The 24,507-nt window shown below is 60.2% G+C and carries 27 protein-coding genes; all 27 read right to left on the bottom strand.

Annotated elements, in window-relative coordinates:
• Positions 1-324: 324 nt before the first annotated feature.
• A complete protein-coding gene (locus AWM79_RS25855) occupies positions 325-450 on the bottom strand; it encodes a hypothetical protein (protein ID WP_279615809.1) in 126 nt (41 codons plus the stop codon).
• A gap of 24 nt (positions 451-474) precedes the next feature.
• The gene (locus AWM79_RS08250; RefSeq protein ID WP_017130171.1) at positions 475-867 is read right to left on the bottom strand and encodes a DUF2802 domain-containing protein; all 393 of its coding nucleotides are present in this window, start codon (positions 865-867) and stop codon (positions 475-477) included.
• Positions 868-1,350, bottom strand: coding sequence for a chemotaxis protein CheW (locus tag AWM79_RS08255; RefSeq protein WP_017130170.1), 483 nt, complete (start codon positions 1,348-1,350; stop codon positions 868-870).
• Between the two features lie 71 nt (positions 1,351-1,421).
• On the bottom strand, positions 1,422-2,255 hold the full coding sequence (locus AWM79_RS08260; RefSeq protein WP_017130169.1) for a CheW domain-containing protein: 834 nt from the start codon (positions 2,253-2,255) through the stop codon (positions 1,422-1,424).
• Positions 2,256-2,339: 84 nt separating this feature from the next.
• Positions 2,340-3,128: a ParA family protein gene (locus tag AWM79_RS08265; RefSeq protein ID WP_017130168.1), complete on the bottom strand. Its 789-nt coding sequence runs from the start codon at positions 3,126-3,128 to the stop codon at positions 2,340-2,342.
• A gap of 52 nt (positions 3,129-3,180) precedes the next feature.
• Positions 3,181-4,068: a flagellar motor protein MotD gene (gene motD / locus AWM79_RS08270; protein ID WP_017130167.1), complete on the bottom strand. Its 888-nt coding sequence runs from the start codon at positions 4,066-4,068 to the stop codon at positions 3,181-3,183.
• A gap of 11 nt (positions 4,069-4,079) precedes the next feature.
• Complete coding sequence (locus AWM79_RS08275) at positions 4,080-4,820, bottom strand: flagellar motor protein (protein ID WP_060782582.1); 741 nt, start codon at positions 4,818-4,820, stop codon at positions 4,080-4,082.
• Positions 4,820-5,941, bottom strand: coding sequence for a protein-glutamate methylesterase/protein-glutamine glutaminase (locus AWM79_RS08280; protein WP_060782583.1), 1,122 nt, complete (start codon positions 5,939-5,941; stop codon positions 4,820-4,822). Before AWM79_RS08280 ends, AWM79_RS08275 begins: the two co-directional genes overlap by 1 nt.
• Before the next feature lie 49 nt (positions 5,942-5,990).
• Complete coding sequence (locus tag AWM79_RS08285; RefSeq protein WP_060782584.1) at positions 5,991-8,225, bottom strand: chemotaxis protein CheA; 2,235 nt, start codon at positions 8,223-8,225, stop codon at positions 5,991-5,993.
• Positions 8,226-8,239: 14 nt separating this feature from the next.
• Positions 8,240-9,028 (bottom strand): protein phosphatase CheZ, encoded by a 789-nt coding sequence (locus AWM79_RS08290; RefSeq protein WP_017130163.1) that lies wholly within the window; start codon positions 9,026-9,028, stop codon positions 8,240-8,242.
• Between the two features lie 22 nt (positions 9,029-9,050).
• Positions 9,051-9,422, bottom strand: coding sequence for a chemotaxis response regulator CheY (locus AWM79_RS08295; RefSeq protein ID WP_003183998.1), 372 nt, complete (start codon positions 9,420-9,422; stop codon positions 9,051-9,053).
• Between the two features lie 180 nt (positions 9,423-9,602).
• Positions 9,603-10,343 (bottom strand): RNA polymerase sigma factor FliA, encoded by a 741-nt coding sequence (gene fliA / locus AWM79_RS08300; RefSeq protein ID WP_060782585.1) that lies wholly within the window; start codon positions 10,341-10,343, stop codon positions 9,603-9,605.
• Positions 10,340-11,173: a flagellar synthesis regulator FleN gene (gene fleN / locus AWM79_RS08305; RefSeq protein WP_017130161.1), complete on the bottom strand. Its 834-nt coding sequence runs from the start codon at positions 11,171-11,173 to the stop codon at positions 10,340-10,342. Before fleN ends, fliA begins: the two co-directional genes overlap by 4 nt.
• A gap of 121 nt (positions 11,174-11,294) precedes the next feature.
• The gene (gene flhF, locus AWM79_RS08310) at positions 11,295-12,623 is read right to left on the bottom strand and encodes a flagellar biosynthesis GTPase FlhF (protein ID WP_017130160.1); all 1,329 of its coding nucleotides are present in this window, start codon (positions 12,621-12,623) and stop codon (positions 11,295-11,297) included.
• Between the two features lie 11 nt (positions 12,624-12,634).
• The gene (gene flhA, locus AWM79_RS08315; RefSeq protein WP_060782586.1) at positions 12,635-14,764 is read right to left on the bottom strand and encodes a flagellar biosynthesis protein FlhA; all 2,130 of its coding nucleotides are present in this window, start codon (positions 14,762-14,764) and stop codon (positions 12,635-12,637) included.
• A gap of 170 nt (positions 14,765-14,934) precedes the next feature.
• On the bottom strand, positions 14,935-16,074 hold the full coding sequence (gene flhB, locus AWM79_RS08320; protein WP_060782587.1) for a flagellar biosynthesis protein FlhB: 1,140 nt from the start codon (positions 16,072-16,074) through the stop codon (positions 14,935-14,937).
• 3 nt (positions 16,075-16,077) lie between these two features.
• The gene (gene fliR, locus AWM79_RS08325; RefSeq protein WP_060782588.1) at positions 16,078-16,860 is read right to left on the bottom strand and encodes a flagellar biosynthetic protein FliR; all 783 of its coding nucleotides are present in this window, start codon (positions 16,858-16,860) and stop codon (positions 16,078-16,080) included.
• A gap of 1 nt (position 16,861) precedes the next feature.
• Positions 16,862-17,131 carry a flagellar biosynthetic protein FliQ gene (locus AWM79_RS08330; protein WP_017130157.1) on the bottom strand — a complete coding sequence of 90 codons (270 nt, stop codon included), beginning with the start codon at positions 17,129-17,131 and terminating at the stop codon, positions 16,862-16,864.
• Positions 17,132-17,152: 21 nt separating this feature from the next.
• Positions 17,153-17,905: a flagellar type III secretion system pore protein FliP gene (gene fliP / locus AWM79_RS08335; RefSeq protein ID WP_017130156.1), complete on the bottom strand. Its 753-nt coding sequence runs from the start codon at positions 17,903-17,905 to the stop codon at positions 17,153-17,155.
• A complete protein-coding gene (fliO, locus tag AWM79_RS08340) occupies positions 17,905-18,336 on the bottom strand; it encodes a flagellar biosynthetic protein FliO (protein WP_017130155.1) in 432 nt (143 codons plus the stop codon). Before fliO ends, fliP begins: the two co-directional genes overlap by 1 nt.
• Positions 18,337-18,798 carry a flagellar motor switch protein FliN gene (gene fliN / locus AWM79_RS08345; protein ID WP_017130154.1) on the bottom strand — a complete coding sequence of 154 codons (462 nt, stop codon included), beginning with the start codon at positions 18,796-18,798 and terminating at the stop codon, positions 18,337-18,339.
• 57 nt (positions 18,799-18,855) lie between these two features.
• A complete protein-coding gene (gene fliM, locus AWM79_RS08350; RefSeq protein ID WP_017130153.1) occupies positions 18,856-19,824 on the bottom strand; it encodes a flagellar motor switch protein FliM in 969 nt (322 codons plus the stop codon).
• A 9-nt stretch (positions 19,825-19,833) separates the two neighbouring features.
• Positions 19,834-20,340: a flagellar basal body-associated protein FliL gene (gene fliL / locus AWM79_RS08355; protein WP_017130152.1), complete on the bottom strand. Its 507-nt coding sequence runs from the start codon at positions 20,338-20,340 to the stop codon at positions 19,834-19,836.
• A gap of 249 nt (positions 20,341-20,589) precedes the next feature.
• The gene (locus AWM79_RS08360; RefSeq protein WP_060782589.1) at positions 20,590-21,990 is read right to left on the bottom strand and encodes a flagellar hook-length control protein FliK; all 1,401 of its coding nucleotides are present in this window, start codon (positions 21,988-21,990) and stop codon (positions 20,590-20,592) included.
• 88 nt (positions 21,991-22,078) lie between these two features.
• Entirely contained in the window at positions 22,079-22,378 is a 300-nt protein-coding gene (locus AWM79_RS08365; RefSeq protein WP_051000584.1) for an Hpt domain-containing protein, read from the bottom strand.
• A gap of 89 nt (positions 22,379-22,467) precedes the next feature.
• Positions 22,468-24,174 (bottom strand): ATP-binding SpoIIE family protein phosphatase, encoded by a 1,707-nt coding sequence (locus AWM79_RS08370; protein ID WP_060782590.1) that lies wholly within the window; start codon positions 24,172-24,174, stop codon positions 22,468-22,470.
• A 5-nt stretch (positions 24,175-24,179) separates the two neighbouring features.
• Positions 24,180-24,485 carry an STAS domain-containing protein gene (locus AWM79_RS08375; protein ID WP_017130148.1) on the bottom strand — a complete coding sequence of 102 codons (306 nt, stop codon included), beginning with the start codon at positions 24,483-24,485 and terminating at the stop codon, positions 24,180-24,182.
• Positions 24,486-24,507: the final 22 nt, after the last annotated feature.

A 24,507-nucleotide genomic window follows, 5' to 3' on the forward strand; every position in this document is an offset into this window, starting at 1 on the left:
CTGCCTAATACTTACCTTCGGTTTTTTATGTATTTCTCTACTACGCATTGTCCAAACAGCATGCTAGACAATTCCAATTTAGATAGACACCCTCAATCTTGTCAACATTTCAACACAGGACAAGAAGGCGCCAAAGCGATTTAATTCACCCTAAAAAATTGGTATGTAAGATAGTTCACACAACATATAGAGCGTACCATTGAAAGCAACAGCTCTACATCGCGACTTTTTTGTAGGACTTGCTATCGTCCATAAATACTTTACTTGAAATTAGTTGCAACAATTGAATAGCCATTTTTCTCTCAGGCACCACCATCCTCCCACTCAAGTCGTCGCTCGAATCTCCCCAATCAAGGTCTGCAACGAATACCCCAGCGGCACCCCTTCATCGGTCCCGCCCCGCAACGCCTGCCGGTCCGACTCCTCGTCGAGGTTCGCTGACACGATCATGGAGCCTGGGAACGATAGCCCCCCTCAACCCCGATGCAGCTTGCTCATCAGCTCCGCCTCGGCCTGGGTCAGGCCGCAGGATTGGGTCAGCTCGTCGACGCTGGCGCCCATGCCGACCAGGCGGGCAGCCTGGGCGAAGGACAGGGTCGAGGGATCGCGCTGTTCCAACCGCGCCAGTTTGTCTGGCAAGGGCGCGACCACTGCGCGCAGCTCGTGCAGGTCCTCGCCCATGCGCACCGTGCCGTTCTGGAAGTTATCGACACGGCGAGCCAGCTCCTTGATGCGCTGGTCACGCAACGCATCGCCCTCGGCCTGCTGCGCGGCAATCTGCCGCCGGCGGCGGGTATAGGCCAGGCACATGCCCAGCGTCCCGACCCACAACAGGGCCAGGAGGATGACTGCGACCTCAAGAATCAATCAGATGCTCTCCAGCTCGGACCATTCTTCTTCACTCATCATCTTGTCCAGCTCGACCAGGATCAACAGTTCGCCGTTCTTGTTGCACACGCCCTGGATGAACTTGGCCGATTCTTCGTTACCGACGTTCGGCGCGGTCTCGACTTCCGACTGGCGCAGGTACACCACTTCCGCCACGCTGTCGACCATGATCCCGACCACTTGCTTGTCGGCTTCGATGATGACGATACGAGTGTTGTCGTTGACCTCGGTCGGCAACAGGCCGAAACGCTGGCGGGTGTCGATCACGGTGACGACGTTGCCGCGCAGGTTGATGATCCCCAGCACGTAGCTCGGCGCGCCCGGTACCGGAGCAATCTCGGTATAACGCAGGACTTCCTGGACCCGCATCACGTTGATGCCATAGGACTCGTTGTCCAGCTTGAACGTCACCCACTGCAGGATTGGATCATCGGAACCCTGTGAAGACGCTGACTTGTTCATACCCCTGCCCCTTGATTACCGTTGATACGGTGTGTGTGCTGTCTAACGCCGGACGCAGTAACCGCCCCGGCTCAATTATTGGTTGGCTTGTGCAACTGCAGGTGCTTGACCGCGCCGCTGGCGATCAACTCGGCCAGTTCGGAGACGTCGAGCAACGCACACATGTGTTCGATGACCGTGCCCGCTAGCCACGGTCGCTGTCCACGACGGGTGCGCCATTTTATTTCACTGGGGTCCAGGCGCAACGAGCGACTGACCTGATGCACCGCCAGCCCCCATTCGTAGCCCTGCACCGAAATAACGTATTGCAGCCCCTGGCGGAAGTCGTCGCGATAGCGATCAGGCATCACCCAGCGGGCCGTGTCCAGTACCTTAAGATTACCGGCCTGGCTCGTCAGGATGCCAAGGAACCAATCGGGCTGACCGAACAGCGGCGTCAGTTCATGGCCGGCCAGGGAATAAATCGATCCCAGGCACACCAGCGGCACCGCCAGGGTCAGCCCGGCGACATCGAACAACAGACATTCGAACGGCTCGGCGGCCCAATGCGGGCGGGCGTCGCCTTCGACCGGTGGCGGTGGGATGTTCCGGGCGGGAGGCAGATGCACCTCAACCACCGGTTCTACCCACACCGGGGCGACCGGTCGAACAGCCGCTTCAGCTATCACTTGGACCGGAGTGGGCACTGGCGCACGCGCAACGGCCGCGACAGTCACCTCAGCGGCCAGGGCATCACGAGCCTGCTCTTCGAGTACCGCCGCCTGAAAGTCATCCAGTTCGCCGACAAGCGCCGGCTCTACGGCAAGCGCCACCGGCAACTCGCCGGTCGCCTCCTGCAGCAATGCATCCAGATAGGACTGCAATGCCAGTTGCGGACGGGTGGCGATGTCGACAGGACGGTTCATCGGAATGCTCATGGAGATGCACCGTTACAGTGACCTGTAGGGGTTATCGGCGGGACCGGCAGGCAACTTGAGCCGTACATCATATCAGGCCACCTGCGGCACGAGCTGCTGGGTCAGCAGATGCTTGAGCAGCGCCCGGTAAGCCAGCACGCCACGGCTCTTGCCGTCGAATTGCGACGGCGTAACCCCCAACCGGCTGGCGTCGCGCAGGCGCGTGTCGATGGGAATGTAGCCCTGCCAGATCGACTCCGGGAACTTGTCGCGCAACACTCGCAGGGTGCCCATGGACGCCTGGGTGCGCCGGTCGAACAGGGTGGGCACAATGCTGTAAGGCAAGGCCTGTTTGCGCGAGCGATTGATCATCGCCAGGGTGTTGACCATGCGTTCCAGGCCCTTTACCGCCAGGTGTTCGGTCTGCACCGGAATCACCAACTGCTGGCTGGCCGCCAGGGCGTTGACCATCAGTACGCCCAGCAATGGCGGACTGTCGATCACCGCATAGTCGAAATCCTGCCACAACTGCGCCAGGCTCTTGGCAATCACCAATCCCAGCCCGCTCTGTCCCGGCGACAGCCGTTCGAGGGTTGCCAGCGCGGTACTGGAAGGCAGCAGGGAAATACGTGCGTCACTGGTGGACAGCAGCAATTGGCCCGGCAAATCTTCAGGCACCTGGCCTTGGTGCTGAAACAGGTCGAAATTGCTGTGCTCCAGGGTGTCTGGGTCGTAGCCGAAGTAGCTGGTCATCGAGCCGTGCGGGTCGAGATCGACGACGACCACGCGTTTGCCCGCCTCGGCCAGCAAGCCGGCTAAAGCGATGGAAGAAGTGGTCTTACCGACCCCTCCTTTTTGATTAGCTACTGCCCAGACTCTCATTCGGTGTGTTCCTCTGGGCAAAGCATCGAGCCCGCCGAGAAATGGCGCTAAGTTATAGAGTAGGTGCCGGAGATTTGACGGAGCTCTCGCGTACCGCTTGCTTTACCGCTGGCGGTGCAGTTTGTGTGCCAGCGCGCTTGAGTGCCGCATCCGGCGTCGCGTTGGCGGTACCCGTGCCGGTCAGGCTACGGCGCACATCCAGGTTGCGCGACACCACCAATACCACCCGGCGATTGCGCGCCCGGCCTTGCGCGGTAGCGTTGTTGGCCACCGGCTGGAATTCGCCATAACCGACCGAGGCCATCCGCTGCGGGTTGACCCCTTCCATGGCCATCATCCGCACGATACTCGACGAACGCGCCGAGGACAGCTCCCAGTTGGTCGGGTACTGCGCCGTCTGGATCGGCTGATCATCGGTAAACCCTTCGACATGGATCGGGTTGTCGAAGGGCTCCAGGATCTTCGCCACCTTGGCGATGATGTCGAAGGCCTGGTCGCTGGGCAAGGCGTCACCGCTGCCGAACAACAGGCCGGAATTGAGTTCGATCTCGACCCACAGTTCGTTGCCGCGCACGGTCATTTGGTGGGTGCTGATCAGGTCGCCGAACGCCGCGCTGATGTCGTCGGCAATGCTCTTGAGTGGGTCCGCCGCACCCTGGCCGAAGGCGGCGTCGGTCTGTTCGGCCTCCTTGATCAGCGGGTCGGCGGGTTTGACGGTCACTGGACGTTCGTCGCCGATGGGGATCGGCTTGAGGCTGCGGTCGGTATCGGTGAAGACGCCAACCAAGGCTTGGGAGATGATCTTGTACTTACCTTCGTTGATCGACGAGATCGAGTACATGACCACAAAAAAGGCGAACAGCAGCGTGATGAAGTCGGCGTAGGAAACCAACCAGCGCTCGTGGTTCACATGCTCTTCGTGTTGGCGACGTCTGGCCATGTCCTACTCCATCAGTCCATGAAGCCCTGGAGCTTCAGTTCAATGGAGCGTGGGTTTTCGCCTTCGGCAATCGACAGAATGCCTTCGAGGAGCATTTCCCGATAACGCGACTGGCGCCGGGCAATCGATTTCAGTTTGCTGGCAATCGGCAACAGCACCAGATTGGCACTGGCCACGCCATAGATGGTCGCGACGAACGCCACGGCAATGCCATTGCCCAGTTGTGAGGGATCGCCCAAGTTGCCCATCACGTGGATCAACCCCATGACCGCACCGATGATACCAATGGTCGGCGCGTAGCCACCCATGCTTTCGAAGACCTTGGCGGCTTCGATATCGCGGTTTTCCTGAGTATAGAAATCCACCTCAAGGATACTGCGAATAGCCTCCGGCTCGGCACCGTCGACCAACAATTGCAAGCCCTTGCGCGAGTAGGTGTCTGGTTCGGCATCGGCTATGCCTTCCAAGCCCAGCAGGCCTTCCTTGCGCGCGGTCAGGCTCCAGTTCACCACACGATCGATGCCACCGGGCAGGTCGACGCGGGGTGGCAACAGGATCCAGACGAGGGTCTGCATGGCTCGCTTGAACGCGCTCAGCGGCGATTGCAGCAGCGCCGCGCCGATGGTCCCGCCGATTACGATCAAGGCTGCCGGGCCGTTGGCCAGGGCGCCGAGGTGGCCGCCTTCGAGGTAGTTGCCGCCAATAATGGCGACAAACGCCGTAATGATGCCAATAAGGCTCAACACATCCATCAGAGACAGGCCTCGACCAAGTGTTTGCCAATGTCGTCCAGGCAATACACGGCATCCGCCAGCTCGGCCTTGACGATCGCCATCGGCATGCCGTAGATCACGCAGCTCGCCTCGTCCTGGGCCCAAATCGCACTGCCGCCCTGTTTGAGCAGGCGCGCGCCTTCGCGACCGTCGGCGCCCATGCCGGTCAGTACCACCGCCAAAACTTTGTCGCCGTAGGACTTAGCGGCGGAACCGAAGGTGATGTCTACGCACGGCTTGTAGTTCAGGCGCTCGTCGCCCGGCAGGATTTTTACCGCGCCACGACCGTCGACCATCATCTGCTTGCCACCTGGGGCTAGCAATGCCAAACCTGGGCGCAAGAGGTCACCATCTTCCGCTTCCTTCACGCTAATCCGGCACAACTTGTCCAGGCGCTCGGCAAAGGCCTTGGTGAAAGCTGCGGGCATATGCTGGATCAACACGATCGGCGCCGGAAAGTTCGCCGGCAGTTGCGTCAGGACGCGTTGCAAGGCGACCGGACCGCCGGTGGAAGTGCCAATGGCAACCAGCTTGTAGGCCTTGCGTTTCGGGGCAGCCGAGGTCGGGGCGGCGGGTGCCGGGGCACGGCTGGCCAGCGGCGCGGTGCGCACAGGGGGCGATGCCGGAGCACCGTGGTCAAAACTGTTGGACGGAGCGGGCGCGACACTCGGGGTTGGTGCACTGTAGCTGCTGAAACGACGGTTGCTGCGCGAAATGCTGTGAACTTTCTCGCACAGCAGTTGCTTGACCTTCTCGGGATGCCGCGAGATGTCTTCGAAATTCTTCGGCAAGAAGTCCACGGCCCCGGCATCCAACGCGTCGAGAGTGACGCGGGCGCCTTCGTGGGTCAGCGACGAGAACATCAGAACCGGCGTCGGGCAGCGCTGCATGATATGCCGCACCGCTGTGATGCCGTCCATCATCGGCATCTCGTAGTCCATGGTGATCACGTCCGGCTTGAGCGCCAGGGCCTGATCGATGGCTTCTTTACCATTGGTCGCCGTACCGACGACCTGGATGCTCGGATCCGCCGAAAGGATTTCCGAGACGCGGCGGCGGAAAAAACCCGAATCATCCACCACCAGGACCTTGACTACCATAAACACTCCGTTAGGCACGGCGGCAGACTCATGCACCGCCGAACCATAATCAAATACGCCGGGCGGCGTAATGCTTGAGCATGCTCGGCACATCGAGAATCAGCGCGATACGACCGTCGCCGGTGATGGTGGCGCCTGACATGCCCGGTGTGCCCTGGAGCATTTTGCCCAGCGGCTTGATGACCACTTCTTCCTGACCCACCAGTTGATCAACGACAAAGCCGATCCGCTGGGTGCCCACCGACAGGATCACCACATGGCCTTCGCGCTGTTCTTCGTGAGCGGCGGAGCTGACCAGCCAGCGCTTGAGGTAGAACAGCGGCAGGGCCTTGTCTCGCACGATCACCACCTCCTGGCCGTCGACCACGTTGGTGCGCGACAGGTCGAGGTGGAAGATCTCGTTGACATTGACCAGCGGGAACGCAAAGGCCTGGTTGCCGAGCATCACCATCAGGGTCGGCATGATCGCCAGGGTCAACGGCACCTTGATGACGATCTTCGAGCCCTTGCCCTTGGTCGAGTAGATATTGATGGTGCCGTTGAGCTGGGCAATCTTGGTTTTCACCACGTCCATGCCAACGCCACGACCGGACACATCGGAAATCTCGGTCTTGGTCGAGAAGCCTGGGGCAAAGATCAGGTTGAAGCACTCGGTCTCGCTGAGACGGTCCGCCGCATCCTTGTCCATCAGGCCCTTCTTCACTGCAATGCCGCGCAGCACGTCGGCATCCATACCCTTGCCGTCATCGGAGATCGACAGCAGAATGTGGTCGCCTTCCTGTTCCGCCGACAGTACGACCCGACCGTTGCGGGGTTTGCCCATCGCTTCACGCTCGGTCGGCTCTTCGATGCCGTGGTCGACCGAATTTCGCACCAAGTGAACCAACGGGTCGGCCAGGGCCTCGACGAGGTTTTTGTCGAGGTCGGTTTCCTCGCCCACCAGTTCCAGGTTGATCTCTTTCTTCAACTGCCGGGCCAGGTCGCGAACCAGGCGCGGGAAGCGCCCGAAAACTTTCTTGATCGGCTGCATCCGGGTCTTCATCACCGCAGTCTGCAGGTCGGCGGTCACCACGTCGAGGTTGGACACCGCCTTGGACATGGCTTCGTCGCCGCTGTTGAGGCCCAGGCGCACCAGACGGTTACGCACCAGCACCAGCTCGCCGACCATGTTCATGATCTCGTCCAGGCGCGCGGTATCGACCCGCACGGTGGTTTCGGCTTCGCTGGCCGGTTTTTCCGCCGTCGCTGCCGGCGCACGCGCGGGCGCCGCCGCAGGCCTGACCGGCTCGACCTTGGCTTCGGCTTTGGCGACAGGCGCCGCAGCCGGCTTGGCTGCCGTCGGTGGGGCAACGGCAGCGGTGGTGCCACCCGCCACTTCGGAAAACTTGCCCTTGCCATGCAGCTCGTCGAGCAGCGATTCGAACTCGTGATCGGTGATCAGGTCGCCGCTCGCGACCGCAGCACTGTCGGAGGCGTTCGCCACTGGTGCAGAGGCCACAGCCGCGTCGAGGGCATCAACCTTGAACGAACCCTTGCCATGCAACTGATCGAGCAAGGCTTCGAATTCGTCATCGGTAATATCGCCGCTTTCCGGCGCCGAGTCCGGTGCCGGTGCGGCGCTCGCCGCGACGGCGGCCTCGGCAGCAATAACCGCTGGGGCGAACTGCCCCTTGCCGTGCAACTGATCGAGCAACGACTCGAACTCGGCATCGGTGATCTCGTCGCTACCTGCTTGGGCAGCACTCGGGGTCGGCGCCACGGGCACTTGCGCTTGTTCCTTGACCGCATTGAGTGAATCGAGGAGCAACTCGAATTCATTGTCGGTGATGTCGCCGGAATCGGCGGACGGCTCGACGACGACCGCTTCCACGGCAGCCGCTGCTTCATCAGCGGCTGCCGGCTCCGCCAGGCGCGCCAGGGCTGCCAACAGTTGCGGGGTGGCGGCGGTGATCGGGCGGCGTTCGCGCACTTCGCCGAACATGCCGTTGACCGCGTCCAGCGCTTCCAGAACCACGTCCATCAATTCCGAGTCGACGCGTCGCTCACCCTTGCGCAGGATGTCGAACACGTTCTCGGCGATGTGACAGCACTCCACCAACTCGTTGAGCTGGAGGAAGCCGGCGCCTCCTTTTACAGTGTGAAAACCGCGAAAAATAGCATTGAGCAGATCCGCGTCATCCGGGCGGCTTTCCAGCTCGACCAGTTGCTCGGACAGTTGCTCAAGAATCTCGCCGGCCTCAACCAGGAAATCCTGAAGGATCTCTTCATCGGCGCCGAAGCTCATGTGTAGGGGTGCTCCTAGAATCCAAGGCTGGAAAGCAAATCGTCGACATCGTCCTGACCGGACATGACGTCTTCACGTTTATCGGCATGAATTTGCGGACCTTCACCCTTGGCCATCTGTTTTTGTGGATCTTTTTCCGCGAGGATGGCTTCGCGGTCGTGTTCGATACCCGCAAAACGATCGACCTGGCTGGCCATCAACACCAGTTTGAGCAGATTGCTTTCGACTTCGGTGACCATCTGCGTGACGCGCTTGATCACCTGGCCGGTCAGGTCCTGGTAATCCTGGGCCAGCAGAATGTCATTGAGATCGTTCGACACCGCACGGGTCTCCTGCTCGCTACGCGAGAGGAAATCATCGACTCGCCGGGCCAACACGCGAAACTCTTCGGCACCGACCTCACGCCGCATAAAGCGCCCCCAGTCGTTCCTCAGCGCCTTGGCTTCGTCATTCAGCCCGTTGACCCGAGGGGTGGCACTCTCCACTAGATCCATGGTGCGGTTGGCCGCCGCCTCGGTCAGCCGGACCACATAGGACAAGCGTTCGGTCGCGTCGGTGATCTGCGAAACCTCCTCGGCTTGCGGCATGGTCGGATCAATCTGAAAATTGACGATGGCGCTGTGCAGTTCGCGAGTCAGCTTGCCGACTTCCAGATACAGGCCGCGGTCACGGGTCTGGTTAAGCTCATGGATCATTTGCACCGCGTCGCCGAAGCGGCCCTTTTCAAGGCTGTCGACCAGTTCACGGGCATGTTTTTTCAGGGTCGATTCAAAATCGCCCAGTGAAGATTCGTTGTGCTCCATAGCGCCCCCGTGGCGGACTTCATCAACCGATGCGTTCGAAGATCTTCTCGATTTTCTCTTTCAGCGCCTGGGCCGTGAATGGTTTGACCACATAGCCGTTGACGCCGGCCTGGGCGGCTTCGATGATCTGCTCGCGCTTGGCTTCGGCCGTGACCATCAGCACCGGCAGGTGCTTGAGTTTTTCATCGGCACGCACATGGCGCAGCAAGTCGATGCCGGTCATGCCGGGCATGTTCCAATCGGTGACCAGAAAGTCGATGCTACCGCTATTGAGGACCGGAATGGCGGTGGTACCGTCATCGGCCTCGACCGTGTTGGTGAACCCGAGGTCACGCAACAGGTTTTTGATGATCCGCCGCATCGTTGAGAAATCATCAACAATGAGGATTTTCATGTTCTTGTTCAATTCGACCTCCAAGCAGTCTTAAACGCGTTTCAGCACCTGAACGCGCTGTTCAATCAATTCGGCACAGCTTTCGACAGCCCCTACTGCATGGAAATCACTACCGACCGAGCGCCGAGGCACCGTCAAACGCCGCATCGGTCTCGTTCGCAGTGTCCCCCACACCGCCTGTCAACGCGCTCGCCATTCCCCCAAACGCCCCCGCAAACGGGCCGCGCACTGGCTGTGTAACTGGCTGACTCGTGATTCGCTGACCCCCAGCACCTCACCGATTTCCTTGAGGTTCAGCTCCTCGTCGTAGTACAGCGCCAACACCAGTCGCTCACGCTCCGGCAAATTGGCAATCGCATCCGCCAACGCGGTCTGGAAGCGTTCATCCTCCAGGTCGCGTGACGGTTCGAGATGAGCACTCGCGCCATCCTCATGCAGCCCTTCATGTTCGCCGTCCTGCAACAGGTCGTCGAAACTGAACAGTCGGCTGCCCAAGGTATCGTTCAAAATTGCGTAATAATCATCGAGGCTCAATTGGAGTTCGGCTGCGACTTCGTGATCTTTAGCATCACGACCGGTTTTCGCTTCAATTACCCTGATTGCGTCACTGACCATACGGGTATTGTGGTGTACCGAACGGGGTGCCCAGTCGCCCTTGCGGACCTCATCGAGCATTGCACCGCGAATCCGGATACCGGCATAGGTTTCAAAACTTGCACCCTTGCTGGCGTCATATTTGGTTGAGACTTCCAACAGACCGATCATGCCCGCCTGGATCAGATCCTCGACCTGGACACTGGCCGGCAGCCGCGCCAACAAGTGATAGGCGATTCGCTTGACCAACGGCGTATAACGCTCGATCAACTCATACTGGCTGTCACGCGACGAGTTGGAATACATGCGATAGCCACTGGCGGTCATAGCACCGGTCCCGCGCTCGTCCGATGCACCAGACGTTCGACGAAAAACTCCAAATGCCCCCGTGGGTTGGCGGGCAACGGCCAGGTGTCGACCTTCTGGGCGATGGCCTTGAACGCCAGCGCACATTTCGAACGAGGGAACGCTTCGTAGACGGCACGCTGCTTCTGCACAGCCTTGCGCACGCATTCATCGTAAGGAACCGCACCGACGTATTGCAGGGCGACATCAAGGAAGCGATCGGTGACTTTAGTCAACTTGGCGAACAGGTTGCGTCCTTCCTGCGGGCTCTGGGCCATGTTGGCCAGCACCCGGAAGCGGTTCATACCGTAGTCACGATTGAGCAGCTTGATCAGCGCATAAGCATCGGTGATCGAGGTCGGTTCGTCGCAGACCACCAACAGTACTTCCTGGGCCGCGCGGACGAAACTGACGACCGAGTCTCCAATACCCGCGGCAGTATCGATCACCAACACATCGAGGTTGTCGCCAATATCGCTGAAGGCGTTGATCAGGCCGGCATGCTGAGCCGGGCTTAGATGAACCATGCTCTGGGTGCCGGAGGCGGCCGGGACGATACGGATCCCGCCCGGTCCCTGCAGCAACACATCGCGCAGCTCACAGCGCCCCTCGACCACATCGGCCAGGGTCCGCTTGGGGGTCAACCCCAGCAGGACGTCGACATTCGCCAACCCCAGATCGGCGTCCAGCAGCATGACCCGCCGGCCAAGCTCAGCCAATGCCAGGGACAAGTTCACTGACACGTTAGTCTTGCCGACGCCGCCCTTGCCGCCGGTCACCGCAATCACCTGTACGGGATGCATGCTGCCCATGTTCTCTTCTTACCTTGTCTTGCTTAGACGGAAGGCCACATAACTGGCCACGCGTTCTCGAACGGAACTACTGCCTGGCAGACTATCGATATAGGTGCATGGCAACGTCTTCATAATGACCTCAACCCACTCGTTTCGAGGACTGATGGTAGATGTCCGCGAACATATCGGCCATCGCCTCTTCGCTGGGTCTGTCCTGCATTTGCACACTGACTGCGCGACTCACCAACTGGTGGCGGCGCGGCAAATGCAGATCGTCCGGAATCCTTGGACCGTCGGTCAGATAGGCCACTGGCAATTCATGGCTGATGGCCAGGCTCAGCACTTCGCCGAGACTGGCCGTTTCATCCAGTTTAGTCAGGATGCAGCCGGCCAGCCCACAACGCTTGTAGCTGTGGTAGGCAGCGGTCAGCACCTGTTTCTGGCTGGTCGTGGCCAGGACCAGGTAATTCTTGGCCTTGATCCCGCGCCCGGCCAGGCTTTCCAGTTGCATGCGCAAGGCCGGGTCGCTGGCCTGCAGGCCAGCGGTGTCGATCAGCACCACGCGTTTGCGCAGCAGCGGATCGAGGGCTTGCACCAAAGACTGGCCCGGATCGACATGGGTCACCGGCACATTGAGGATTCGCCCGAGTGTCTTGAGCTGTTCCTGGGCACCGATCCGGAAGCTGTCCATGCTCACCAGGGCGATGTTCTGCGCGCCGTACTTGAGCACGTAGCGCGCCGCCAGCTTGGCCAGCGTGGTGGTCTTGCCCATTCCAGCCGGGCCAACCATCGCGATAATTCCACCCTCCTCCAACGGCTCGATCTCGGGGGTGAGGATCATCCGGGCCAGGTGCGCCAACAGCATACGCCAAGCCTGGCGCGGTTCTTCGATGCCGTTGATCAGCGCCAGCAGGTCGCGCGACAGCGGACCGGACAGTCCGATACGCTGCAGGCGGCGCCAGAGATTGGCCTGTGCCGGCTGGCTACCTTGCAATTGGTTCCACGCCAGGGAGCCGAGCTGGACTTCCAGCAATTCGCGCAGGCCGTTGAGTTCGAAACGCATCGAGTCGAAGACCCGTGGGTCCACCGCCGGGGCCGAGGCAACAGGCGCCGGGGCCGAGCGTCGTGGCTCGTCGAAAGTCGGTTCAATCAGCGGCTCGGCGGCGGTCAGCGGCAAACCGGCGAACAACTGGCGATTGGTGGTTGCATCGCTGTCGCCTTCGCTACGCAGGCTCAGTTCGGCTCGAGCGGTGGCAATCCGCGACTGGGTCTTGCGCAGCTCATCTTCGAGCTCCATGTTCGGCACCCGTGGCGTCAGGGCCGAGAGCTTGTAGTCCAGGGCAGCCGTCAGCTCGACACCGCCCGCAATCCGGCGGTTGCCGATGATAGCGGCGTCCGAGCCCAGCTCATCACGAACCAGCTTCATGGCCTGACGCATATCGGCGGCGAAAAAACGCTTAACTTGCATAACCCACTACCTCAGCCGTTGGGCCCTACTGTGGCAACGATGGTAACTTGCTTATTGTCCGGAATTTCCTGATAGGCCAAGACATGCAGGCTGGGTACCGCCAGGCGGCCGAACCGCGAAAGCATCGCGCGAACCGGGCCGGCTACCAGCAGGATCACCGGCTGTCCTTGCATCTCTTGACGCTGAGTGGCATCGATCAGTGAACGCTGCAGCTTTTCAGCCATGCTCGGTTCCAGCAGAACCCCTTCTTCCGAGCCCTGTCCGGCCTTCTGCAGACTATTGAGCAATATTTGTTCCAACCTGGGTTCCAAGGTGATCACAGGCAGCTCGGAGTCAAGCCCTATAATGCTTTGGACGATTGCGCGCGACAAACCAACACGCACCGCGGCCACCAAGGCGGCAGTATCTTGACTCTTGGCGGCATTGTTGGCGATAGCCTCGGCAATGCTGCGAATATCGCGTACCGGTACGTGTTCAGCGAGCAGGCATTGCAACACTTTGAGCAGGTGCGACAGAGAAATGATGCCCGGTACCAGTTCCTCGGCCAGCTTCGGCGAGCCTTTGGCCAGTAGTTGCATGAGTTGCTGGACTTCTTCGTGGCCGATCAGTTCGCTGGAGTGCTTGTAGAGAATCTGATTGAGGTGAGTCGCCACGACCGTACTGGCATCCACCACCGTGTAACCCAGCGACTGCGCCTGGGCACGCTGACTGATTTCGATCCAGACCGCTTCCAGGCCAAAGGCCGGGTCCTTGGCGGTGATGCCGTTGAGAGTGCCGTAGACTTGACCCGGGTTGATCGCCAGCTCGCGATCCGGGTAAATCTCGGCCTCGGCCAGGGTCACGCCCATCAGGGTCAGGCGGTAAGCACTGGGCGCCAGATCGAGGTTGTCACGAATATGCACGGTGGGCATCAGGAAGCCGAGGTCTTGGGAGAGCTTCTTGCGCACACCCTTGATCCGCGCCAGCAATTGCCCGCCCTGGTTGCGGTCCACCAACGGAATCAAGCGATAGCCCACTTCCAGACCGATCATGTCGATCGGCGTGACGTCATCCCAGCCCAGTTCCTTGGTTTCCATGGCACGCGCCGGCGAAGGCAGAAGCTCCTGCTGACGCTGGACTTCGGCCAGGGCCTGGACCTTGACCACGTTCTGTTTCTTCCAGACCAGATAGGCCACACCGCCCGCTACCAGGGCCAGGCTGAGGAAGGAAAAGTGCGGCATGCCCGGTACCAATCCCATCACGGCCATCAGGCCGGCGGCCACCCCGAGGGCCTTAGGCGAGGCGAACATCTGCCGGTTGATCTGCTTGCCCATGTCTTCCGAGCCGGAAGCACGGGTCACCATAATGGCTGCCGCCGTGGATAATAACAGTGATGGCAATTGCGCCACTAAACCGTCGCCGATAGTCAGCAACGCGTAGACCTTGCTGGCGTCGGCAAATGACATGTTGTGCTGGAAGATCCCGACCGCCATGCCACCGATCAGGTTGATGAACAGGATCAGCAAACCGGCGATGGCGTCACCGCGCACGAATTTGCTGGCACCGTCCATGGAACCGTAGAATTCGGCTTCCTGAGCCACTTCCAAGCGGCGCAGCTTGGCTTGCGGCTGATCGATCAGGCCGGCGTTGAGGTCGGCGTCAATCGCCATCTGTTTGCCCGGCATCGCATCGAGGGTGAAACGCGCGCTCACCTCGGAAATCCGCCCGGCCCCCTTGGTCACCACGACAAAGTTGATAATCATCAAGATGGCGAAAACCACGATACCGACCACGTAGTTACCACCGATCACCACTTCGCCGAAGGCCTGGATCACCTTGCCCGCGGCGGCATGCCCGTCCTGACCGTGGAGCATCACCACGCGAGTAGAGGCCACGTTCAGGGCCAGGCGCAACAACGTGGCAATCAGCAGGATGGTCGGGAAGACAGCGAAGTCCAGTGGCCGCAAGGCGTAGACGCAAACCAGCAAGACGACGATCGACAAGGCGATGTTGAACGTAAAGAAAACGTCCAGCAGGAACGCCGGCACCGGCAACATCATCATCGCCAGCATGACCAACAACAACAGCGGCACGCCCAGGTTGCCCCGGCCGAGGTCGCTCAAGTTGCTGCGCGCGGTGTTGATAAATTGAGTGCGGTCCACCGGTATTCCTCGTCACTTTGAAGCAAACTTTTGACGCTGAAAGCGTCGCAAAATCTGCTTGTGCAAGAAACCTTCCAACTCCGGTGAAATAATTGAAAATACAGGGACGATCAACAGATCCGGAGGCGCCGGCTGGTCGGCGATGGCCGTGACACCTAGCGAATAAACCTTCAGGAATCGCGGCGCAGGTCTGGTGGAATCGGCAGGTTGTCCTTGAGCGGGTCCGGGCGCTTGCCTTTGCCTGCGCGGAACTGGCGGATCTGGAAGACATAGGCGAGTACCTGCGCCACCGCCAGGTAGAGGCCCGCCGGAATCTCCTGGTCCAGTTCGGTGGAGTAGTAGATCGACCGCGCCAGGGCCGGTGATTCGAGCAGCATGATCTGGTGTTCGACAGCGATCTCACGAATCTTCAGGGCGATAAAGTCATTGCCCTTGGCCAGCAGCACCGGCGCTCCGCCCTTCTCGGCGTCGTACTTGAGCGCCACCGCATAGTGGGTCGGGTTGGTGATCACCACGTCCGCCTCGGGGATCGCCGCCATCATGCGCCGCTGGGACATCTCGCGCTGCAACTGGCGAATCCGTTGCTTGACCTCTGGCCGGCCTTCCTGGTCCTTGTATTCGTCACGCACTTCCTGCTTGGTCATCAGCAGTTTCTTGTGGCTTTCCCAGAGCTGTATCGGCACATCCACCACGGCAATCAGCAACAGTCCGAGAGACATCCACAAGGCGCTCCAGCCCACCACTTGCAGGCTGTGGATAATCGACGATTCCAGGGGTTCATGGGCGATCCGCACCAGATCGTCGATATCCGACGATAACACGACCAGCGCTACCAACAGCACGATGATGAATTTCGCCAGGGCCTTAAGCAGTTCCGCCAGGGCCTTGACCGAGAACATTCGTTTGAGCCCAGGTAAGGGGTTCATCCGGCTGAACTTGGGCGCCATGCTGCTCGCCGCGAATAACCAACCACCCAGGGAGATTGGGCCGATAAAGGCAGCCAACAGCAAGGTCAGGAGGATGGGCTGAACCGCCCAGATCGCCATCTTGCCCGACTGCAGGAGAAAGGTCGCCATGTAACGCTGATCGAGTATCACTTCCCGCGAGAGCGTGAAGTTCAGGCGCATCAGTTCGGCCATCTCCTGGGCCAGCGCCCCACCAAAGACCAGCAGGCCACCCGTCCCGGCCAGCATCACCGCCAGGGTGTTGAGCTCCTTGGAACGGGCAGTCTCGCCCTTCTCGCGGGATTCCTTCTTTCTTTTTTCCGTGGGGTCTTCTGTTTTGTCCTGACCGCTCTCGCTCTCCGCCATGGCTCAGGGTGCCCGTATCAGTTGACGTAGAAACTGCAAGGCCTCGACGGCCAACGGCTGATACTGATTGAGAATATCGCCCAGGCTCACCCAGAGGATGAACATCCCCAGCACCAGGGTCAGCGGAAAACCGATGGAGAAGATGTTTAACTGCGGCGCGGCGCGAGTCATGATTCCGAAGGCCACGTTGACCACCAACAACGCGGTGATCGCCGGCAGCACCAGCATCAGCGCGGCACCGAGGACCCAACCGAGCTTGCCGGCAATCACCCACAGATCCGTGGTCGACAGCCCGCTGCCGACCGGGAAGGTGGTGAAACTCTCGATCAAGACCTCGAACACCACCAGATGACCATTCATCGCCAGGAACATCAGCGTCACCAGCATGGTGAAGAACTGCCCGATCACCGCACTGGAGACACCGTTGATCGGGTCGACCATGGAGGCGAAACCCATGCCCATCTGCACCGCGACAATCTGTCCGGCGACCACGAAAGCCTGGAAAAACAGCTGAAGGGAGAAGCCGAGCAAGGCACCGAAGATGATCTGCTCGGCGATCAACATCAACCCGCTGAGATCCAGCGGATGTACCGCAGGCATCGGCGGCAGGCCTGGCGCGATCACCACGGTGATGGCCACGATGAAATACAGTCGTATGCGCCGTGGCACCAGAGTGGTCCCAAAGATCGGCATGGTCATGATCACCGCGCCGACCCGGAACATCGGCAGCATGAAGCTGGCGACCCAGGTACTGATCTGCGTGTCCGTCAGGGCCAGCAGCGACATATCAGCCGATGACCTGCGGAATGCTGCCGTAGAGCGACAGGATGTATTCCATGAATTTCTGCACCAGCCACGGACCCGCGACAATCAGGGTGATCAGCATCACCAGCAGGCGCGGCAGGAAACCCAGGGTCTGTTCGTTGATCTGCGTGGCGGCCTGGAACATCGCCACCAGCAGGCCCACCAGCAGGGTCGGGATCACCAGCACCGTGACCATCAGGGTGGTCAGCCAAAGGGCGTCGCGAAAGATGTCAATGGCAACTTCAGGCGTCATGGCGCGCTACTCGTGAAGGTTTTAGACACCACCAAAACTGCTCGCCAAAGTACCGATGATCAACGCCCAGCCATCCACTAATACAAACAGCATGATCTTGAACGGCAGGGAAATGATCAGCGGCGACAGCATCATCATCCCCATCGCCATCAACACACTGGCGACCACCAGGTCGATAACCAGGAACGGAATGAAGATCATAAAACCGATCTGGAACGCAGTCTTGAGTTCGGAAGTGACGAAGGCCGGCACGATAATGGTCAGTGGCGCCTGGTCGGGTGTGGCGATGTCGGTGCGCTTGGACAGGCGCATGAACAGCTCCAGGTCGCTGCTGCGGGTCTGTGCCAGCATAAAGTCCTTGATCGGCCCCTGGGCCTTGAGCACCGCGTCCTGGGCCGTGAGTTTCTCGGCCAGGTAGGGCTGCAGGGCGTCCTGGTTCACCTTGTCGAAGACCGGCGCCATGATGAACAGGGTCAGGAACATCGCCATGCCGGTCAGAATCTGGTTCGACGGTGTCTGCGCCAGGCCCAGGGCCTGACGCAGGATCGAGAAGACGATGATGATCCGGGTAAAGCTGGTCATCAGGATGACGAACGCCGGAATAAAACTCAGCGCGGTCATGATCAGCAGGATCTGCAGGCTGACCGAGTACTCCGGCTGCCCGTTGGCCCCGGTGCCGAGCGTGATTGCCGGGATCGACAGCGGATCGGCGCCGAACGCCAATGGCGCGACCAGCACCAGCGTCAGAGCAAGGATAAGCCGCAACGGCGCCATCACTTCTTGTCCTTACCCAGCAGCTCCATCAGGCGTTGAGCGAACTCCGCGCTCGCCGGCTCGCCACTCGGCACCTCAACCGGCTCCTTGAGCACATGCAACGGCGTGATGGAGCCCGGCGTCAACCCAAGCAGGATCTGCTCGTTGCCGACTTGCACCAGCACCAGCCGGTCACGCGGTCCGAGGGCACGGGAGCCGATCAGCTCGATCACCTGATTCTTCTTACCCGTCGGTCCCGCCTGCTGCACACGACGCAGCAGCCAGGCCAGGGCAAAGATGATCGCCAATACCAGCAGCAAGCCCAACACCAATTGTGTCAGTTGCCCGGCCATACCGCCGCTGGCTGCTGGCGCAGCCACCGCGTTGGCCACGGGTTCGGCAGCCAGCACACTGAACGGCAAAAACAGGAGACTTCCGAAGAACCTGTTCATTCAGCGTAACTTCTTGATGCGTTCGCTCGGGCTGATCACGTCCGTCAGCCGGATACCGAACTTTTCGTTAACTACCACGACTTCGCCGTGGGCAATCAGGGTGCCGTTGACCAGCACGTCCAGCGGCTCGCCAGCCAGCCGGTCGAGCTCAATCACCGATCCCTGGTTCAGTTGCAGCAGGTTGCGAATATTGATATCGGTACTGCCGACTTCCATGGAAATCGACACCGGAATATCCAGGATCACGTCCAGGTTCGGACCGTCGAGGGTCACCGGCTCATGGCTCTTGGGTACACTGCCGAACTCTTCCATCGGCAGCCGATGGGAGCTCGGCGCGCTAGCGGCATCGGCCGCCAGCAGGGCGTCGATATCGTCCTGGCCGGTTTCGCCGGACTCTTCCAAGGCAGCCGCCCACTCGTCGGCCAGGGCCTGGTCGTCAGTCAAATTGTGTTCGTCAGCCATCAGTTGTCCTCGGCGGGCAGAAAATCAGTTAACACAGCCTATTCTTGATCGACCCGCTCAACGGCGCTCGATCGGCTCAATCACTTGCAATGCCAGGTTGCCCTTGTGGGAACCGAGCTTGACCTTGAACGACGGCACGCCGTTGGCGCGCATGACCATATCCTCGGGCAGCTCCACGGGGATCACATCCCCTGGCTGCATGTGCAGGATGTCCCGCAGGCGCAGTTGACGCCGCGCCACCGTGGCGCTGAGCGGTACCGCCACGTCCAGCACGTCTTCGCGCAAGGCCTTGACCCAACGTTCGTCCTGGTCGTCGAGGTCCGACTGGAAACCGGCATCGAGCATCTCGCGCACCGGCTCGATCATCGAGTACGGCATGGTCACGTGCAGGTCGCCACCGCCACCGTCGAGTTCGATGTGGAAGGTGGAGACCACCACTGCTTCGCTCGGGCCGACGATATTGGCCATGGCCGGATTCACTTCCGAATTAATGTACTCGAAATTGACTTCCATGATCGCTTGCCAGGCTTCCTTCAAATCGATGAAGGCCTGCTCCAGCACCATGCGCACCACACGCAGTTCGGTGGGAGTGAATTCACGTCCCTCGATCTTGGCATGACGACCGTCGCCGCCGAAGAAGTTGTCCACCAGTTTGAACACCAGCTTGGCATCGAGGATAAACAGGGCCGTGCCACGCAACGGCTTGATCTTGACCAGATTGAGACTGGTCGGCACATACAACGAATGCACATACTCGCCGAACTTCATCACCTGAACGCCGCCCACCGCCACATCGGCGGAACGGCGCAGCATGTTGAACATACTGATACGGGTATAACGGGCAAAACGCTCGTTGATCATCTCCAGGGTCGGCATGCGTCCACGGACGATGCGATCCTGGCTGGTCAGGTCGTAGCTTTTGACACTGCCGGGTTCGGCAGGGTTTTCGGTCTGTACCAGACCATCATCGACACCATGCAAGAGGGCATCGATCTCATCCTGGGACAGCAGGTCTTGCACGGCCATCTCGTGATCCTACTGCAGTACGTAGTTAGTGAAGAGCAACTGTTCGACCACTACCTTGCCGATCTCTTTCTGTGCCACTTCCTGCACGCTGGCAGTGGCTTTCTGGCGCAGCAACTCCTGGCCGACCGGGGTCGCCAGGGTTTCGTAGGTCTGTCCGGAAAACAACATCACCAGGTTGTTGCGGATTACTGGCATATGGACTTTCAGGGCCTCCAGGTCAGCGGAGTTGCGCGCCATCATGGTAATGCTCACTTGCAGGTAGCGCTGGCGGCCATTGGCATCCTTGAAATTGGCGACAAAGGGCGGCGCCATCGACTCGTAGATCGCCGGCTGCTGGGTCGTGCTGGCCTCGGCGGGCGTCGCCGCGACTTTGCTCTGGGCATTGTGCATAAAGTACCAGGTCGCCCCCACGGACAGACCGATTGCCAGCAGCAAAGCCAATATGATCACGATAATCAGCTTGAGTTTGCCTTGCCCGACAGGTTCTTTTACCGCTGCTGCTTCGCTCTTCGCCATGCCAATAATCCGTCACTATTCGGTTTTTCACAGTCGCAGGGCAAGGCTGGAGCAAGTGTTATGCCAGAGTTGCTGGAAATCGGAAGCAAAGGCGTGTGCGGGCAAGCGCTGCAAATAAGGCAGTATGAGAGAACCTGTCAGAGTCGTGCTGATTGTGGGCGCAGACTTGCCCATGAGGCTTTTGGCATCCTCAACAGCCGCTTCACGGCGAAGCGCCAGCCCACCAGCACCGCTCCCACAACAAAGCCATCAGGCGTAGTAGTCGACCGCGCTGGAACCCACCACCACGCTGGCGCCGGTGGTTGCCGTATCGGTCGCGGTGACGATGGCAATATCGTCCTCGCCACTATCCAGACGACCACCGCTACCGTTGTTACGGCCTTTCTGAGCCTGCTGTTGCTGCTGTTGTGGATCCTGACCCTGGCCGGTCCAGCCGCGCGATTGATCCGAAACGCTGACATCGGCCTGCCCCAGGCCTTGCTGTTGGAGCATGTCGCGCAGGCGGAACAGGTTGCTTTCCAAGGCATCACGCACGCCGGCATGACCACTGATGAAACTGATCTGCGTCGCCTGATCGGCGGCCATATTGACCTTGATATCCAGTCGCCCTAGTTCGGCCGGCTCCAGTTGGATATCGGCGGACTTAATGCTACTGCTCGACAGGTACATGACCCGATTGACCACTTCTTCGGTCCAGCCACTCTGATGCATGGCCAGAGGTTGGTTAACCGGCAGCGCGTTCGCGGTTTTCGGCACCGTGGCCTGGGTCAGTGCGGCCAGGCGATTGGCGAAGTCGTCGACCCGAGTGTCACCAGAGGCGTTCTGCAAATCTTTCAGGCCATCCTCGATCAATCCCTTGAAGGACTTTTCGCCACCCTGCTCGCTGGCGCTGGCGTCGGTATCCGGCTCCCCTTGCATGGCCACGCCAACGGTCTGATTGAGCGCCAGGTTCGGGTCCGCTTCGTTATGGCTGGCGGTCTTCGTGGCCGACTGACTGGTCGTCGACACATGCCCACCCTGCTCCATCGCCAGACGCACGGCGGGCAGGTTATCCAGCGGATCGGAATTCGGATCGAAATCACCACCGGCGGTCGCAGCGGTCGCCACTTCCGGCACCTGCGCAGCGGTCACCGCCGTCAGGGGCGCCTCGACCACCGGCAGTTGCATAGGCACGACCGGCTGCGGCGCTTCGGCGACTGGCGTCGCCGGCGTAACGCCAGCCTGGATCAGCGCCAGATCAAGAGTTGGAGCCACCGGCGTGGCATCGGCCACCGGGCTTTCGTCGCCGATGTCCTTGTCGCTTTCGTCAGAGGCGCTCTGGTCGCCGGCAGTCTGCGCGGTATCGCTGCCGGTGGTTTTATCGGCAGGCAAGGAATTGCCGCTATCGGCAACCGCCGACTTTGCCGCGTCGCTTTTGTTGCTGGCAACCGCCTCCTTTTTTGCAGGCACCGCAGGGCTATTATCCCGGGTCGACTTGAGCGGATTGTCAACTGCCTTTCCCGCCTTGCCCTGGTTCTCCTGGTAGACCTGGGCAAAGCTGGAAGCATTGTCCTTGGGCTGCGCAACAGCTGCCAGCGGATTGCTCGCGAGGTCCGCCTTGGGTTTGACCGCAGCGGTGGCCTGAAGAAGAGAATGGGGAGCAAGGGGCATAACACAGTCTCCGCTGCACAGGGATTGTAAAGTCAATGCAGGGAGTGACAGCAAGGTTCGGGCCAGTTTTCCTGAATCGCCACGCGGGTTAATGCTTGACCGGGAAACGCTCACGCTCGCGCGCGAACAAATGGCGTACCTGTTCGTACTCGCGATCGATCCGCCCGACCAGATCTTCGATCCCCGTCAGCGGCAACCGTGCGGCCCGCTCTTCCAGTTGCCGGCAAAGATCGGCCAAGTACAAAGCCCCCATATTGCTGCTGCTGCCCTTGAAACTGTGGGCTGCCCGCCCAAGCTCCAGCGCGTTGCTGGCCTGATGTAACTGCCCCAGGCGTTTTTCCGAATCGTTGAGAAAAGTATCCAGCAACAGTGGATACTCATCTTCCATGACTTCCCGCAATGCGCCCAGCACATCGTAGTCGAGGTGCTTTTCCTGATTGCCATTCACTGGTTCACTCCTTGATCAACACCTGCAAATTATGCCTGAGTCCCCCACGAAAACTCCACGTGGGCACGCCGCCCGTCGTTTGACCAACGGGCACGGTGACTCAGTTGCCGAATCAGGTCGATACCTCTTCCCGATAACCGATCGACCTCCAATGGACGCGCCATGACCTGCTCGACGTCAAACCCCTCGCCGCTGTCCTCGACTTCGATGCACAACCGCCCACCCTTTCCTTCAGGAACCACTCGCAGGCTCACGCGGACAAAACCTTCCCGCAAGTCGAGCAAACGCCGATTGCGCTGCTCATAGTATTGCGCAAATCCGCGGACATCGCGCTTGAGGCTTGAATCCAGGCCCAGGACGCCGTGCTCCAGGGCATTGGAATAGAGTTCGGCCAGTACGCTGTATAGCGCTCCGCTGTGAGTACGCAAGCCGTGTATCTCCATCAGCAGTTGCAGCAGATAAGGCAACGGATTGAAGCGTCGCAGCGTCGCCGCACGGAATTCGAAGCTCACCGACCAATCCAGCGGGCACGACTCGCCACTGTCGGAGTAAACCATGGTTGCAGGCAATGCCTGTCCGGGCACGGGGAGACTGATCTGGACCATGCTGATGTCGTCACGCGCCTCGCCACCGAACCGCATCAACGCCAACTGGATTTCCTCGAACAGGCAATCCGGGTCCCGGTTGCTCTCGAATACCCGATGCAGGCGCTCGACGCCGAACAACTGCTCATCGCGATTACAGGTATCGATTACTCCGTCGGACAGCAGGAAAATCCGGTCGCCCTGGGCCATGGGATAGACATCGGTGTGATCGTCGAACGCCTCGGCCCCCAGCACCCCCAACGGCAGGTGCCGCGCCACCAGCGGACGCCGCGCGCCCGAGGCGACATCGTGCAGATAGCCGTCGGGCATGCCGCCGTTCCAGACCTCGACCACCTGGCGCTGCGGACTCAGGCGCAGAAAAGTGGCGCAACAGAACATATCCACCGGCAGGATACGCTTGAGCTTGGCGTTCATCTCCCGCAGGGTTTCCGGCACGCCATAGCCCTTGGCGGTCATGCCATAGAAGACTTCCGCCAGGGGCATCGCGCCGACGGCGGCGGGCAGGCCATGCCCGGTAAAATCGCCGAGCAGGATATGCATGCCCCCCTCCGGGGTATGGGCTGCCAGCAGCAGGTCGCCGTTGAATAACGCATAGGGCGATTGCAGGTAGCGGATATTCGGCGCTCGCAGGCATCCGGAATGCGCCACCTTGTCGAACACTGCCTTAGCCACCCGTTGCTCGTTGAGCAGGTGGTCGTGGTGCCGGGCGATCAAGTCGCGCTGGCGCAGCACGGTGGCCTGCAGGCGTCGCAGACGATCCATCGCCTTGATCTTGGCACCGAGAATGACTTGGTTGTAGGGTTTTGCCAGAAAATCGTCACCGCCCGCGTCCAGGCAGCGCACCAGGGCGTCACTTTCACTCAGGGAGGTGAGAAAGATGATCGGCACCAGCGATTCGCCGGCCAGCGCCTTGATCTCTCGCGCCGCTTCGAAGCCATCCATCACCGGCATCAGGGCATCCATCAGTACCAACTGCGGTCGTTGCGCCCTGAAGACCTCGACCGCCTCGGCACCGTTGCTTGCAGTCAGCACCGCATGCCCCTGGCGCCGCACGATGTTCGACAGCAGCAAGCGATCCGCCGCGCCGTCCTCGGCGATCAGTACCGTCAGCGACTCTTCTCCAGGCTGCATGGTGCTCAAACGATGTCGAAGAGTTTGTCGAAATTGGAAATGGCGAGGATCTTGCGCACGTCGGAATTGCTGTTGATCACCCGGATATCGGCATCGTCGCCACCGACATGGTCGCGCAGCAACAACAGCATGCCCAGGGCCGAACTGTCGAGGTAGGTGGTCTCGTTCAAGTCGACGATAACCGACTCAGGCAGGCTGTCGAGCTGTTCGTAGGAATTGCGAAATGCCTGATGTTTGCCGAAGTCAAACCGCCCTTTGATGGAAATCGTCAACTTTCTGCCGTTGCCTGTTACTGCCGACTCTACAGCCATGATCCAGCTTCCTTGTCAATGG

The sequence above is a fragment of the Pseudomonas agarici genome, from assembly GCF_001543125.1.
Taxonomy (GTDB): domain Bacteria; phylum Pseudomonadota; class Gammaproteobacteria; order Pseudomonadales; family Pseudomonadaceae; genus Aquipseudomonas; species Aquipseudomonas agarici.